Raw genomic sequence first — 14510 nt, 5'->3', positions numbered from 1 at the left:
AAAGCCGCCAGCACAGTGATACGGCAGGCGACGAACAATGATCGAGAGGGATGGACTTTCTTGGCTTTTATCCACCGTATTGGCTACTAGGCCCCACCTCGCGGTCTGGGCCTCTCGAAACTGGAGGGGGTGACGGGCCTCGAACCCGCGTCGCCGACTTGGAAGGCCCGCGCTCTATCACTTGAGCATCACCCGCGAAATTTAGTTACCGGTTACAGCGTTCGGCGCCAAAAAGCCGCGCCTACAACACGTGTCAGCTGGGTACAATCTAACCTGCTCGCGACGTGTGGCGTCAACTGAGTATCTCCGGGCGGGTGCTCCGAAACTCATCAGCCGATTTTTGACCCGTGCGCACTGAAGTGTCGCTTCTAACGCCGGCAGCAGCCGGGATTGGCGACTGGCAGTGTTTTTTGGGGACTCCCTACTTCATGATGCACGCCCTTTACTGACCTGCGGCGGCCTGAGCGCGCGTGCATCGGGTCAGACCACGCGAATAAATAAACATTTCTGCTTATATTGTTTGCCAGAATAAGCAGAATTGCTTATACTCTAGCCATCAAAAAAACAATGGGGCAATGAAACAGCGTGAGTTTGTACTGTGGCTCAAGCAGAACGGAGCGACTTTCAAGGATGACACGAACCACCTGAAGGTCTATCTAAACGGCAAACAGACGATCCTCCCGAGGCACCCAAGCAAGGAGCTGAAAACAGGCCTTGTTGAAGAAGTCAAGAAACAACTAAACCTGAAATGAGGCAAGCCCTGAAAGGGGTTTGCAGCATGATTCGCCGCACCGCAGTATCAGCATTCATCTGAGGACGACCATGAAATATCCAGCAACTTTTACACCAGATCCGGATGGCGGCTATGTCGTCACGTTCCGCGATATCCCAGAAGCGATCGCTCAGGGCGACGACGAAGTCGAGGCGCTCGCCGAAGCCCGCTCTGTCCTTGCCACAGCAATGGATTTTTACTTTGAGGACCGCCGCGCCGCGCCGGCGCCATCAGCAGCGCTGCCTGGCGAGCGCCTTGTTAGCCTGCCGGCCAGCGTTAGCGCCAAGGTACTGCTGCTGAATGAAATGGCCGCACAGGATATCAGACCGGTCGAGCTGGCCCGGCGCCTGGGCGTGAAGCCCCAAGAGGTAACGCGACTGCTCGACCTGGCGCATACAACCAAGATCGACGCTATCGAAAACGCGATGCATGCACTTGGTCGAGAACTTGAGGTGGTTGCGGCATAACTGTGCAACGAAGTATGCGGCCAGCGTCGTGTTGCACGAATCCGACGGCCAGAGGGTGACCTCTGCTGCCAGCTGCTTACAGCTAAAATAGAAAAACCACCTCAAGGGTGGCTTCGTCTTTCGCCCCCACGACAATAATGCGTGGTGAGCGGAAAATTCAAGGCGAGCAGAGCCAACGCGGGCCGGGTACTGTCACAAGTTCCAGCTATTCAGCTAAAACAACTAGTTAGGTACTTTTCTCCCATAATACAGCACCCACCCTCTTCCACTCTATAGTGGTCCAGCAGGGGCACGCTGAGTCAATGCGGAGGAAAACAGGAGGGAGTTGATGGCAAGAAAATACTATTGCAGCTGTTCTATTTAGCGGATACCCTGCGTGGCATCCGTTTTCCACACATCACCTTGCAGGCATCACTTGAAAAAAATCACCATAGCCGCCAGCGTGGCCGTCATTGCCTTCGCCGCCGGCGCCTACGCTTCGCCCTACTACGCCTTGCACCAGATCAAGACTGCCCTGGCCGAACGCAATGCCGAAACCCTGGCTACACACGTGGACTTCCCCGCCCTGCGCGCCAGCGTCAAGGCGCAGCTGGAGGCCAGCATGGCCCGCAGCATCGAGGCGACTGCCGGCAGCGGCAACCCGCTGGCCGCCCTGGGCCAGTCGATCGCTGGTGCCATGCTGGGCAAGATGGTCGACACCATGGTTTCGCCCGCCGGTGTCGTGGCGCTGGTCAACAAGAGCGCCGTCAGCCCGCAAGCGGGAGCAGAAGGCGATGCGGATGCGCCCGCCGATGGCGCGCAGAAAAAAGCCGGTTACACCGCAGGCTATGCCGGCGTCAACACCTTCGTCGTCCGGACCAAGGAAGGCAGCGGCCAGAACGGCGCGCTGGTCTTGCAACGCCACGGTGTGTGGGACTGGAAACTGAGTTCGATCGAGATTGCGTCGGCGATGGCGGTCCGCTAGCGGTGCAGGTGCGGCAGCCTGTTGGCGGCTCCCGCTCACCCGCACGCCATTAAAAGGTCATCGGCAACCTGACTGATATGGACACATCGGGCGTATCGCGCGTCAAACCGGCGCCCACCGACACGTTCAAGCTCCGGTCCTTGCTAAGTCGATACGAAAACCCCATCAGCAGGGTACCCAGCTGCGTGCGCACGGAACCGGGCACGGTCACGCCATTTTGACGCGTGCGTCCAACGCTGCTGTGATCGTAGCCCAGACTGAGCGACGCCTTTTCATTCAGCGCCAGGCCGATGCCGAAATTCACGCCGAAAATTTTTCCAGGTTCGATGGTGCCCAGAGGTTCGCGCGCGCCATCGAGCACCAGGCGGCTGACATCAGTGCGCTTGAAGCTGTGCAGGTAGCTGATGCTGCCAAAGAATACGGCGGGATCGGAGGGATACAGCCAGGTCAGGCTGGGCTGCAGGGAATAGAATCCGGAGCCGGTGGGCAAGTCCAGCGGCAAGCCCGTACCCGTCGCATTTTCGCCCACGCAGCGCTGCGTACAGTCCGTGACAACCTGGAACGGATCGCGTCCGGTGCGCGACTTGAAGCGCAGGCCGGCCACGTAGTACGGCTTGTCGGCGCCGCCATTGTTCAGCTGGTAGCGGGCGGCCACCTCGATATCGCCCAAGGCGCGCCCGCTCGTATCGAACACCCGCTCCGAGGCCGTGCCGGTGAACAGTTCGCGGCTGACGGTAGCATCGGAGCGATACACATACGGTACCCTGGCTTCGACTTCAAGGCGGTTGGTCAAGCCGGTGCGCACGGTCAGCGCGCCGGTCAGGGTATTGCGCTTGACTTCGCGCACATCGATCAAGCCGATCAGCAAGGCGGGAATAATGGTGTAGCCGACCAGGGCGACCCGGTTGCTGGACGAGTAGCCGAATTGCATCGACGGTTCCAGCACGTAGCTCCCCTTGGGCGTCAGCACCCCGGGCTGTTCGAACAGGGGCGCCACTTCGGGCGGCCGGACGGGCTGGCTTGGCGCCACTCCCACCGGTTGGGGCGTCGATGGCGGCGTCTGCGGAGCGGACCCGGTGTCCTGCATGTCCGCCAGCGACAGGTAAGCCGCCCGCAACCCTGTGCCCCGCTGCCTGGCCAGGCTGTTATTGTCGACAGGTTCATTGCCCTGCAGCACGTCGATGCGGCGTTGCTGATCATGCATCGATGCGCGCAGCGCCTCCAGCAGGTGCCGCTGTTCGGCCAATTGCGCTTTCAGGCTTTCCAGCTGCGCCACCAGATCGTCCTGGCTGGCGCCGGGCGCTTGCTGGGCCTGAACGGCTGCACACAGCAGAAAAGCTGATACACCCGCCGTACCAAATCGCAATAAGTAAAGATGCCGCATAGTCTCTCCCGATGACAAGCCCTGCCTATCAGTAGCCGGCGCGGGCAGCACAACCGCAATGGCCCGGCGCTACTGCACGATGCCGCCCGGGGAATCCGGGCGGCTTGCTGAAAACTCTATCTGGAACCTGCAACATTGCCTAGCGCATTTTGCAAGGTATCCTGGAAGTTCGCCAGCTTCAGCAATTGAAGACTGTTCACGCTGCTATTGACGATGGTCTGGGTACGCAAGACCTGGTCATTCAAGCTGTTCTGGATCACGGTGCCGGCCATCGTTTGCGCCATCGGGCCTGGCGAAAACACATTGCCGGCACCATTTTGCACGACATTCATCGACGTGATTGCCGTACGCGCCAGGCTCGCTTCTTCGACGCTCAGGTGCGCCACGTCGGCAATCGTGAACGCCACGCTGGAAACCACATTGCCATTGATGCTGACCAGGCGCTCTATGCCCAGCGACAGGCTCAAGCCACCTGGCATGTCGAAGCCGCCCCGAGTTTGCTCCAGCGTTTCTTCGCTGACCGCCGTCCATCCCCCTTCCGGCAGTGCGGCGTCAGTATTCTGCGCGACAACAAGCAGGCAGGCCAGGCTCGCAGCAGCTAACCGCTCTTTCTTGTACATACATCCTCCAGCGTGGCGTTTGCCCGCCATTAGAAATTCCCACCGTCATTCTTCGGCATGGTGAGCTGATCGAGCCCGCTGCGGCTGATCGCCAGTCCCAGTGGCGCTTGCGGCGCCGCGCGCCAGTCATCGACATCATTGAAGCGGGCTGCCTGCATCGCCACATCATCCACCGGGCCCGGTGCGGACGATGTCGCACGGCCATGGATTACAAACAGCAAACGGCCCTGCCAGATCGCCTCGAAACCGGCGCGCGGCATGGCACGGGTGCCGCCGGCAGGATCGCCGATCAGCACACGGCTCTGGTTCAGCCCCTTGACCACGACAAAATGCCGATAGCCTTTTTCGGCCACCAGCACGATGGCGGGAAAGCCCGCCTCAGCCAACTTATCCAGCGGCAACTGAAACCCGTCGGCCAGAAAGCCTCGGCTTGCAAGAAAACGCTTGATATCGAGCAAGGAAAATCCCTCTTTGCGAATCTTTTGCTGATCACCTTGCTTATACATTTGTTCAAAAACAAACTCTTCCGTCACAGGATCCGCGTAATGATGGGTCAACAGGGTGGCCACCGCAGCGGAACCACAACTGAAGTCGTATTGCTGATGCAAAGTGCGCTGGAAACGCGCCTCGCGCATGCTGACCAGCGGCACATTAAAGCGTGCACTGCCGAAGGCGCCGATATCGGCTGCGCCCGCGTCAGCGGATGCCACGCCGCCAAGCAAGGGCAGGCAAAGCGTGAGGAGCGAGCATGTGCGAGTCGTGGCCATGCCTAGTGCAACTGCAAATTGATGATGGTGGCGTTCTGGATCAACACATTGGCGCCCGAATTCTGAATGACGATGGGGATGCCGGAAGCGTTGGCAAACGCGGCACCATCGATCGTGTTGGCCCCCGTGCTGATGTAGCTGGCCGAGTTGCCAGTGACGAAGCCGCTCAGGCGTGCTTCATTGGTAACCGTATCGGTACCGCCACGCGCCTGATCCAGGGCGGATTCGCCAGCGGCCCGGCCAAGGCCCACGGCAAACGCCACATCCGCCGTCAGCGGCATCAGCGCGGTCAGCGACGTGGGCGGAGCGGCAATAATCGGCAGATTACACTCTGGCCCGGCGAGCAAGGGCAGCGCCCTTGCTTCCTGTGCAGCCATGACACCTGTGGAAACACAGGCCAGACTGGCACAGCATATCGAATGAAAAAAAAGGCGCATGCTCATCCCCTTGTTCATGACCTGTGATGCTCCGCCGCAGCATTGCCACGGCGGAGCCTGACACCAGACAAACGCTAGCCTAGTGTCCCACTGCCAGATTGGCCTGCACTGTCACACTTTGCTGTATCAGCGAAGAAATGCCGCTGTTCTGGCTGATAACCAGCAAGCCTGCCGCCGACTGCGCGGTACCGGTCATGGTGTTGGACATGTCGAACGCACCGGCATTGACTGCCAGCGCACCGCCCGCACCGCCCGTGCCACCAGCGCCGGCACCGCCAGTTGCCGCGCCGCCCGTGTTGGTGCCACCGCTACCGGCCGCGCCACCGGTATTGCTGCCGCCGCCTGCACCGCCAGCACCGCCAGCACCGGCAATGGCACTGCCGTTCGAAGGCGAGCCGTTAGTCGCGCTGCCATTGCTCGAACTGCCGCCAGCCGCACCGGCACCCCCGGTGTTTTGCGCCATCCCGCTGCTGCCGCCACTGCCGCCAGTCGCACCAGCAGCGCCGCTGCCGCCGGTGCTGGTGCCACCCGTGCCGGCACCACCAGCACCACCGCTACCGCCAGTTGCAGCAGCCCCGGCGCCACCCGTACTCGTCAATGCAGCGCCAGCACCACCGGCACCGGAGCCACTTCCCCCGCCTGCGGCACCTGCGCCAGCCGTATTGGTGCCACCAGCACCACCGGCGCCGCCCGTCGCAGTACCACCGGTGGAAGTGGAGACGCCGCCACCCGCATTCCTGGCGCGGCTGTTGGCACTGCCGCTGCCGCCATCGCCGCCAGCGGCGCTACGGCTATAGCCACCGTCGCCACCTGCACCGCCGATGGATTGGCCGCTGTCACCGCCGTTGCCGCCTGTCGTGCTGCCGGTACTGCCGCCAGCGCCGCCAGTGGCACTGCCTGCCAAGCCACCCCTGCCGCCGTTGCCGCCAGACACATCGCCACCGGCCGCACCGCGGCCACCTGCGCCGCCTGTGCCGCCAGCACCGCCATCGCCGGTACTGGCATTCTTGGCCAGGCCGCCGGCACCACCTGCCCCGGCCGTGCTGTCACCCACCATCGCTGCGCCATTGGTGGCACTGCCATTCCTGGCGTTGCCACCGCTCGCACCCGATGCGCCAGCGCCACCGGCGGAAGCACCACCCGCGCCGCCCTTGCCGTAGGCATCGCCACTCTGTGCTCTGCCGCCGACGCCCCCCATGCCTGTGCCACCGCTGGTATTGCCATTATTGGTGGCGACATTGCCGATGTTACTGACCGTGTTGCCCGACACCGCGCCACTCAGGGTGCTCGCTGCAGTTGCCGTCGAAGTATTGAAGGCATTTGCCGCGCTACTGGTGCTGGTGCCGCCATTGTTTGCCGCGGATGCGCCCAACGCACTGGCATTCGCGTTGCCGCTGCTATTGTTTTTCCCTGTGCTCTTGTCGTTATTCTGGTCCGAGTTATTGTCCTGCGTAGCGGTGGAGTTCGCGTTCGCCCCGGGCCCGGCGCCGGACAGCGTCGTGGTATTGCTCGCCGTCTGGGTATTGTTACCCGTGACATCATCGACCCTGGTCGAGCCATTGTTCTGGGCATGGGCGCTGAAGCCGAAGGCCAGCGCTACCGCTGCCGCGATGAGAGTTTTTTTCATTGCAGTTTCCTCTTTAAAAGTTGATCAGGATGCTGGCACCAGACTGACTCGTCAGGTACACAGCTTCACAGCAAATTTGGTGCCAGCAATAAAAAATTCGGCCAAGCCATTGAATTGAAACGCCTTATTCGATGACCGCCGGCTTGCGTGGCATTCCCCTCGGAAACTTGACAAACAAAACACGGAAAACTGTCACAGCCATGCGCCACCCGCTTTTCAGTCACGGCTCGCAAAAACAGCGATATCGACGAAAAATCAAGCACTTGCAAGACGCCATGCCGGTCCTGCGACTGTCTCAATTCTGTTACACCGTTACAGCTGCAACTATCCACACGCAGGGCAAAGGACTTCCCCCGGGGCGCCAGGTTCAACATTCGATATTGAGCTTTTTGATCATCCGGTACAGCGTCATGCGCGACACGCCCAGATTGCGTGCGGCCTTGCTGACATTGCTGTCGGCACTGGCCAGGCAGGCCTGCACGGCGTCACGGTCCGCGCGCAAGCGAATACTGCCGAGTGCAACATCGGCGCCTGGCGCGTCCGCAGCGGACAATCCCAGGTCCTGCGGCAGGATCGCCCTGCCCTCTGCCATCACCATGGCACGCCGCACCCGGTTGATCAATTCGCGCACATTGCCCGGCCAGGTATGGTTGCAGATCGCCTCGACGGCTGCGTTACTGAAGCCTCGCACCAGCGGCGCCCGCTCCGAGACATAGGTGGCAAAAAAATGGTTTGCCAGCAACATCAAGTCTTCCTTCCGTTCGCGCAAAGGAGGGACATCGAGCGCCAGCACATTGAGCCGGTAATACAAATCTTCCCGGAACCGCCCCTGCTGCACGGCCTCCAGCAAATTGACATGCGAAGCAGCAATGACGCGCGCGTCCACGGCGGTACTGTGCGTGGAGCCGACACGGTAAATCGTTTTTTCCTGCAGAAAGCGCAGCAAATTGGTTTGCAAGGGGAGCGGCAGGTCGCCTATCTCGTCAAGAAATACCGTGCCTCCTGCCGCCGACTCGATCAAGCCCCGCTTGTCCCGGGTGGCCCCGGTGAATGCACCCCGTTCATGGCCGAATAGCTCGGATTGCGCCAGGCCAGCCGGAATCGCGCCACAATTAATGGGCACGAAGGGCCCTGCCGCGCGCGCGGAATGGACGTGTATCGCTTGCGCCGTCAGCTCCTTGCCACTGCCCGACTCGCCCCAGATCAGTACTGGCGCGCTGGCACCTGCGACCTTGAGGATCTGGCGCCGCAAGCGGCCAATGGCGACGCCACTGCCCTTGAGCGCCATATCAGGCTGTTCCAGCGCACACAGTGGCGCTTCCGGCATCTCGCGCAAAGTGGCGTAGCCATAAGCATGGCCCAGGGTATGGCGCAGCCGCAGCATGTCGACAGGCAAGGTGTGGTAATCATAGCAATGATCGCGTACCAGACGCCGGCATGCCGCCGTCTGCAAGGCACGCGGTGGAAAAATGCCCACCCATTGCATATCCCAATGCTGATGCAAGAAACTGTCGATTTCTCCCAGCCCGTCGAGCGGGGAAATCAGCACCCCCACCGGAAAAGCCTGCGTGCGCAACGCACGTGCCGCGGCAGCCAGGCTCGTCACGGCGCAGACTTTCCAGCCTTCCCACGCCACGCCAAACTGCTGCATGCTTGCCTCATGCTGCGAGCCAGTGCCACTCAAATCGATACACAATAACTGTCGTTTCAACATCCAGCCTCCAAATGGACTGCCATCATCAGGAAACATCCCGCCATCGCGTCCCGCGAGTAGAAGCACCCGTGGGGCTAGCCCATAATCTGTCGCACTCATGCAAGCCAGTCTTGCTTTTCGGCATGATGAAAACGATGAAAAGGCTACAGCGGATTAACACACCGTCAGAGCCACAGCGCCGCCAACATGACCCTTTTCCAGCAACATACAAAAGCCCAATTGCACCTGGCACAGCCAACTACCTGAAGCAAATAGTTACGTTAATAATCAATGACTTAAGATAATGACTGGCAAAGAAATACAGGCAATGGAGCAGCTCTATGGCAGCGTAGCGAGAATTGTGTAGATGTGTGACAATTATATTGATATACATCAATGTGGTGCTAATAAATACTCTTCTTTTCTAGTGATTTAATATTTTTTTGCCACACTGTGTTTCCCATTGGAATCAAATCAGCATAAATAATTTTGAATTGGAAATTAATATTTCCAGCGTTTAATTACCATGCAGAATGTCGCTTTCCAGAAAATAAATAAGCGAATAGATGGAATGCGCCAGCCCTCCGTTATCTGGCGGAGCGCAATCGCCCTCCTTGCCGTGTGCGCATAGGCAAACTCGCCATTCGATGCCAGAATGCATGGCATTTCTTCCCATGCCCCAGCGCGCGCCACTTGCCGCGCAAGCCGCACCTCCACGAGATCCCATGCTGACAAAACACATTTTCACGCTGGCCATCGCCGCCGGCCTCGCCAACCCGCTCCAGGCTGCCGAGCCAATTGACATGCGGCAAGCCGAACGCAGCCACTCTGTTGCCTCGCGCATGCAGGCGGAAACGTCCGGCGCCGCCGATCCCGATGCCCCCGCGCTGTTGCCCGTGCCCAGCGACATTTCGCTGGCCGAGCTGGAGCGCCGCTGGGCGCTGGGCCTGGCGCAGGCTGCCGAAAAACACTATAGCAGCGCACTCGACCCGGCCGCGCTGACGGCCCTGGCGCAGCAGATGGCGTGCCACGATATCGTCGGCGTGCAACCGTATGGTTTCCCGCTGGAACGGGCGCATCCTACCGTCCTGAGCGGCGCGCACCTGCTGGCGCGCTGCCCGGACCGCGCCTATCTGACGATCACGGCAATGTCGATGGCGGGCAAGACGGGCAAGCGCGTTACGATTTCGCCGCAATCGTTCCATCAGACGGTGGACGGCAGACTCGCGCGGCGCCTGTATTACAAGGCGCCCAGCGGCCGCCAGAAGGAAACGCTGACCATCATCGATGGCAGTTATGTGTACGCGCTCGAGTACTGGTCGCTCGATGACAGGCAGCACAGCAGCATGGTCGGCAAGTCTCGCTTGGAAACATTGACGTTGCCGCAATAAAGACGGGTGCAAAGAAGAGAAATACTGTATATTTATACAGTTATTAACTATCATGCTGTCAGCCATGCCTGCCACACCGCACAAGGACTCGCCCTACACCATCTGCGTCAGCGCCATGCTCGACGCGCAGGCTGAACAAACCATCCTTGAAGGATTGAACGCCTACAACGATGCCATCACCGGCTATAGCGACAGGCAAGTATTGAACTTGGTCGTGCGCGATCGGGAGAGCCAGCGCGTGCTGGGCGGCGCCATGGGCAGAACCTCGCTGGGTCTGCTGTTTCTCGATTTGTTTTATTTGCCCGCTGCCTTGCGGGGACAGGGCCTGGGCAGCCAGGTACTGGCGCAGTTCGAGGAAGAAGGCCGCCGGCGCGGCTGCGCCTCGGCGGTGCTGTACACCATCAGTTTCCAGGCGCCCGAATTTTACGAGCGCCGCGGCTGGCGCCGCTTCGGTGACATCGCCTGCAGTCCCGAAGGCACGAGCCGGGTGTTCATGAGCAAGACCCTGTAGGCTGTCAACGACAGTGGCCGGTGGCAGACATGCCGCCAGCCACTGTCCGCGACAGCTGCTTACATGCCCAGGGACTTGAGCAGGTCGGCGTTGTCGTCGTCTTCCGGTTCCGCCGCAGGCGCCGGGGCGGCGTCGCGTTCGCGGTTCGCGTATTCGGTATCCATCAGCGAGTCGGCATCGACTTCACGGGAATCGAAATCGTGCAACTTGATGAACTCGGTACGGTCGATCGCCAGTTCCAGATAGAAAATGTTGTTCTTTTCCGTGTAGAAGGTGACGCGGCGCATTTCCGGGCGGTCCAGCGGCGTGTCAACGCTGAGCATCACCTGCTTGTTCAGCACCAGCATCTTCGGCTGGCTCTGGGTGATATTCGTTTGCAATTCGCGTCGCACCTTGCCCGTGAAGTCGCCCACGATCTGGTTCATCAGCTCACCCATGATGTTCGACACTTCGTCCGACGTGTAGAAACTGGCCAGTTCCGACTTCGGCATGCCCATGTGCAACATATAGCGCTCATAGATTTCCATCGCCGTATCGGCGGCGAAATTAAGCACCACCAGGCCCGTGAAACCGCCATCGAACATCACGAAGCAACCGATGTCCGGCTTCAGGCCGGTCTTGGTGATGCGCTGCACCATGCCTGAATAATTGACTTTACTTTGCGTTGCAACGTTGAGCACCCGAACTACCGAGTTACACAAACTCATCAACAAATCTTCTGTACCGTACACAACATCCTTTTCTGCATCCATGAGCAACCTCTCCTACTATTTTAAAGATGACAGCACTGTTTCCCTGCCCGTCGCGAGCCGAAACACGACAGTTTCGCTCAGCAAGCGGACGACTTCACCTTTGCATGCCTGACCTTGCCTGGCCGTGCGAGCCGCGTTGCCGCTGGCACGAACCGCCCTCTTACCTTTTTCTGTATAGAAATAAGTATCAGATGCGCAGAATACCCAGATGTAACATTTCCGTCCAGCCATACCTGCATTTACTTGACGATCTGTGCGGAAATGCCATACGCCGCCGTCCGCGGGGCCACAGTGCCGGATCCTAGGCGCCCATGCTCAAGGCCAGGGGCCGGCGCGCGGCATTCCGTGGCGCGCCTGCCTGCGTGGCCGGCGGCGCATCCTTCAAGCGAAACACTTGCACGGCGTGCGACAACTGCGCCGCCTGATCCTGCATGGCATTGGCCGCGGCCGCCGCTTCCTCGACCAGGGCCGCATTTTGCTGTGTCACCCGGTCCATCTGGCTGATGGCTTCATTGACCTGCTCGATACCGAGGCGCTGCTCTTCGCTCGCATCCGTGATCTCACCGATGATGGCACTCAGGCGCTGCACGCTGTCGACCACGTCCTGCATGGTGGCACCGGCCTGGTCGACCAGCTTGCTGCCCGCCCCCACCTTGTCCACCGAATCATCGATCAAACCCTTGATTTCCTTGGCGGCGCTGGCCGAACGGTGGGCCAGGTTGCGCACTTCCGTGGCCACCACGGCGAAACCACGCCCCTGTTCGCCCGCCCGAGCAGCCTCCACGGCGGCATTCAGGGCCAGGATATTCGTCTGGAAGGCGATACTGTCGATCACGCCGATGATGTCGGCAATCTTGCGCGAGGAATCATTGATCGAACCCATGGTCTGCACCACTTCGGACACTACCGCCCCTCCCTTGACAGCCACGGCAGACGCCGCCGAGGCCAGCGCGCGCGCCGCCAGCGCATTGTCCGCATTCTGCTTGACGGCGGCAGTCAACTCTTCCATTGACGATGCCGTTTCTTCCAGCGAACTGGCCTGCTGTTCCGTGCGCGATGACAAGTCCATGGTCCCGACGGCGATCTGCGCAGAAGCAGTAGCGATGGTATCGGTACCGCCGCGCACTTCGCCCACGATGCTGACCAGTGCCGTGTTCATGTCGCGCAGGGCGGCCATCAGCTGGCCCGTTTCATCTTGCGAACGCACGACGATATCGCTGCTCAGGTCGCCCTGCGCCACGCGCTGGGCCACCGCCACGGCCTCGACCAGCGGGCGCGTGATGTTGCGGGTCAGCAAGATCGCCAGCATGCAAGCCAGCAACGCGGCGATGGCGCCGCCGCCCAGCAAGACCAGCGTCGTGCGCGACTGCAAGGCAGCCGCTTCATGGCCGCGTTGCCCCAATAAAATACTTTCCGTCTTCTCTATGTTGGCAAGCAAGATACGCATCGCATCCATGGCCGCCTTGCCCTTGCCGGCCTGCTCCGCCGCCACCACGGCGTCGAGGCTGCCATCGACGACTGCCGCGCGGCGCAAGGCGATCACGGGATCGATCGCCGTCGCCAGCCATTGCTGCTGAGCGCCTTCCAATGCCTTCAACCGGTCCAGCTGGGTAGGGTTGTCGGCAGTCAAGGCGCGGATCTTTTGCAAGTGTTCGGCAAAGCCGCGCTGGCCACTTACCAGCGGTTCCAGCGAGCTATCCTTGCCGGTCAGGGCAAAGCCGCGCTGGCCGGTCTCGATGTTGATCAGGCTTTCGAGCAAGGCATCGGCCTCCCCCATGACCTCGTACGTATGGATATTCAGTCCGTTGGCCTCACCCAGGCGGGAAAAATTCGCTTGCGCTGACGCGACCAGTATCGCCAGCAACGCGACGACGGCGCCAAAGGCCAGATACAGGCGGGTGCCGATCTTCAAGTTGGACAATGCCATTTTCGTACTCCATTTCAGAACAAACATCAAGGCGCCATCATAGCGATAAAAATGGAAACATTTGTTGCTGGTGGGATACAATTTATATCTTATCGTCTTTTACTTACTTCCATGGATCGCTTGTCTGCCCTGCTGCTGCGCTTTGGATTTTCAGCCGATACCTTCTTTCAGGGGGCGTTTTGCGGCAGCAACCACTTCCCCGCGCAGCCGGGAACGGGCCATTTGCACCTGGTGCGCGAAGGGCCGGCAACCTTCGCGCACGAAGACGGCACGCTGCTGCGCATTGATGTACCCACGCTGATTCTCTATCCGCGCCCGCATGCGCATGGACTGGGGACGGGCGCCTGCACAGCGCAACTGCTGTGCGCCACCGTGCACCTGGCCGGCGACGGCGAAGCCATGCTCAACAGCCTGCCGGCCTGCCTGCAGGTACCGCTGGCGCAATTGCCGGCCATGTCTGGCGTGCTCGAACTGCTGTTCGACGAGGCGCAGCATGGCGGACTGGGGCAAAAACTGGTGCTCAACCGCCTGTGCGACGTCCTGATCGTCCAGCTATTGCGCCATGCGCTGGCCAACCATCTCATGTCGGCAGCATGCCTGCTCGACCAGTCCGACGCAGCCCTCGCCAACGCCATGACGGCCATGCACGACCATCCCGGGCGCCACTGGACGGTGGCATCTCTGGCCAGCCTGTGTGGCATGTCGCGCAGCCGCTTCGCGCGCCAGTTCCACGCGGCCATCGGTTGCCCGCCGGCCGAATACCTGACGGGCCAGCGCATGCTGCGCGCCCAGGCGCTACTTCAGCAAGGAAGGCTGGTGCAGGATGTCGCGCTGGAAGTGGGCTATGCCAGTCAGCCAGCCTTCACCCGGGCGTTTCGCGCATGCACCAGCCTGTCGCCGCGCGACTGGCTGGCACAGGGCGGCAGCTAAAAGTCGAGCGCCCGCAAGACCACGCTGCTGACCCGCAGATCACGGCTCAGATAAGCAAAGGCGCGCTGACCGATGCGCAGGCGGTGGGTGTCGAAGATGGCCAGCCAGTTGCCGCCCTGGCCCTGGTCCAGGCTGCGCAATGCCGTCACGGTAATGCGGCAAGTCTTCCCCGCCCCGAAAACGGCGAGATGGAAGTGGATGGCGTCTCCCGCCGGTTCGAGCGCGACGCTGTCACGCGGGATGTCATAGGGCATGGCCACCGCATCCG

Annotated in this window: 15 protein-coding genes; 6 read left to right on the top strand and 9 right to left on the bottom strand. The window is 60.7% G+C overall.

From position 1 onward, the window contains the following. Positions 1-575: 575 nt before the first annotated feature. The 3 genes from ACQ4WZ_RS08305 to ACQ4WZ_RS08295 all read left to right on the top strand — a co-directional run bounded on the left by ACQ4WZ_RS08305 (position 576) and on the right by ACQ4WZ_RS08295 (position 2203). The gene (locus ACQ4WZ_RS08305; RefSeq protein ID WP_133991274.1) at positions 576-752 is read left to right on the top strand and encodes a type II toxin-antitoxin system HicA family toxin; all 177 of its coding nucleotides are present in this window, start codon (positions 576-578) and stop codon (positions 750-752) included. Between the two features lie 70 nt (positions 753-822). Beyond that, the gene (locus tag ACQ4WZ_RS08300) at positions 823-1239 is read left to right on the top strand and encodes a type II toxin-antitoxin system HicB family antitoxin (protein WP_133991272.1); all 417 of its coding nucleotides are present in this window, start codon (positions 823-825) and stop codon (positions 1237-1239) included. A 415-nt stretch (positions 1240-1654) separates the two neighbouring features. Next, positions 1655-2203: a DUF2939 domain-containing protein gene (locus tag ACQ4WZ_RS08295; protein WP_436573085.1), complete on the top strand. Its 549-nt coding sequence runs from the start codon at positions 1655-1657 to the stop codon at positions 2201-2203. Between the two features lie 49 nt (positions 2204-2252). Here the strand turns inward: ACQ4WZ_RS08295 and ACQ4WZ_RS08290 are convergent, their stop codons facing one another. From ACQ4WZ_RS08290 to ACQ4WZ_RS08265, 6 genes are all read right to left on the bottom strand, one after another. Beyond that, on the bottom strand, positions 2253-3587 hold the full coding sequence (locus tag ACQ4WZ_RS08290; RefSeq protein ID WP_101481416.1) for a transporter: 1335 nt from the start codon (positions 3585-3587) through the stop codon (positions 2253-2255). A 116-nt stretch (positions 3588-3703) separates the two neighbouring features. Next, positions 3704-4207 (bottom strand): hypothetical protein, encoded by a 504-nt coding sequence (locus ACQ4WZ_RS08285; RefSeq protein ID WP_436573084.1) that lies wholly within the window; start codon positions 4205-4207, stop codon positions 3704-3706. A 29-nt stretch (positions 4208-4236) separates the two neighbouring features. After that, positions 4237-4974: a C39 family peptidase gene (locus ACQ4WZ_RS08280; RefSeq protein ID WP_133991266.1), complete on the bottom strand. Its 738-nt coding sequence runs from the start codon at positions 4972-4974 to the stop codon at positions 4237-4239. A gap of 2 nt (positions 4975-4976) precedes the next feature. Continuing rightward, positions 4977-5351 carry a hypothetical protein gene (locus tag ACQ4WZ_RS08275; protein WP_133991264.1) on the bottom strand — a complete coding sequence of 125 codons (375 nt, stop codon included), beginning with the start codon at positions 5349-5351 and terminating at the stop codon, positions 4977-4979. Between the two features lie 139 nt (positions 5352-5490). Then, positions 5491-7038, bottom strand: coding sequence for a hypothetical protein (locus tag ACQ4WZ_RS08270; protein ID WP_436573083.1), 1548 nt, complete (start codon positions 7036-7038; stop codon positions 5491-5493). Between the two features lie 367 nt (positions 7039-7405). Next, complete coding sequence (locus ACQ4WZ_RS08265) at positions 7406-8689, bottom strand: sigma-54 interaction domain-containing protein (protein WP_436573082.1); 1284 nt, start codon at positions 8687-8689, stop codon at positions 7406-7408. 767 nt (positions 8690-9456) lie between these two features. On the opposite strand from ACQ4WZ_RS08265, the gene ACQ4WZ_RS08260 reads away from it, so the two are divergent. Next, on the top strand, positions 9457-10122 hold the full coding sequence (locus ACQ4WZ_RS08260) for a hypothetical protein (protein WP_436573081.1): 666 nt from the start codon (positions 9457-9459) through the stop codon (positions 10120-10122). 115 nt (positions 10123-10237) lie between these two features. Beyond that, positions 10238-10633: a GNAT family N-acetyltransferase gene (locus tag ACQ4WZ_RS08255; RefSeq protein WP_436573869.1), complete on the top strand. Its 396-nt coding sequence runs from the start codon at positions 10238-10240 to the stop codon at positions 10631-10633. 59 nt (positions 10634-10692) lie between these two features. Here the strand turns inward: ACQ4WZ_RS08255 and ACQ4WZ_RS08250 are convergent, their stop codons facing one another. Further along, on the bottom strand, positions 10693-11385 hold the full coding sequence (locus tag ACQ4WZ_RS08250; RefSeq protein ID WP_101481424.1) for a DUF3334 family protein: 693 nt from the start codon (positions 11383-11385) through the stop codon (positions 10693-10695). Between the two features lie 301 nt (positions 11386-11686). Further along, complete coding sequence (locus ACQ4WZ_RS08245; protein ID WP_436573080.1) at positions 11687-13312, bottom strand: methyl-accepting chemotaxis protein; 1626 nt, start codon at positions 13310-13312, stop codon at positions 11687-11689. Positions 13313-13432: 120 nt separating this feature from the next. On the opposite strand from ACQ4WZ_RS08245, the gene ACQ4WZ_RS08240 reads away from it, so the two are divergent. Then, complete coding sequence (locus ACQ4WZ_RS08240) at positions 13433-14242, top strand: AraC family transcriptional regulator (RefSeq protein ID WP_436573079.1); 810 nt, start codon at positions 13433-13435, stop codon at positions 14240-14242. On the opposite strand, the gene ACQ4WZ_RS08235 is transcribed toward ACQ4WZ_RS08240, so the two are convergent. Further along, positions 14239-14496: a DUF1488 family protein gene (locus ACQ4WZ_RS08235; RefSeq protein ID WP_436573078.1), complete on the bottom strand. Its 258-nt coding sequence runs from the start codon at positions 14494-14496 to the stop codon at positions 14239-14241. The two genes, ACQ4WZ_RS08240 and ACQ4WZ_RS08235, sit on opposite strands and share 4 nt — an antisense overlap. Positions 14497-14510 lie beyond the last annotated feature (14 nt).

It is taken from the genome of Janthinobacterium darwini (assembly GCF_051380905.1).
Classification (GTDB): domain Bacteria; phylum Pseudomonadota; class Gammaproteobacteria; order Burkholderiales; family Burkholderiaceae_D; genus Janthinobacterium.
Note: the sequence above shows the minus strand (reverse complement) of the source record. Positions and strands in the feature narration are given on the sequence as shown.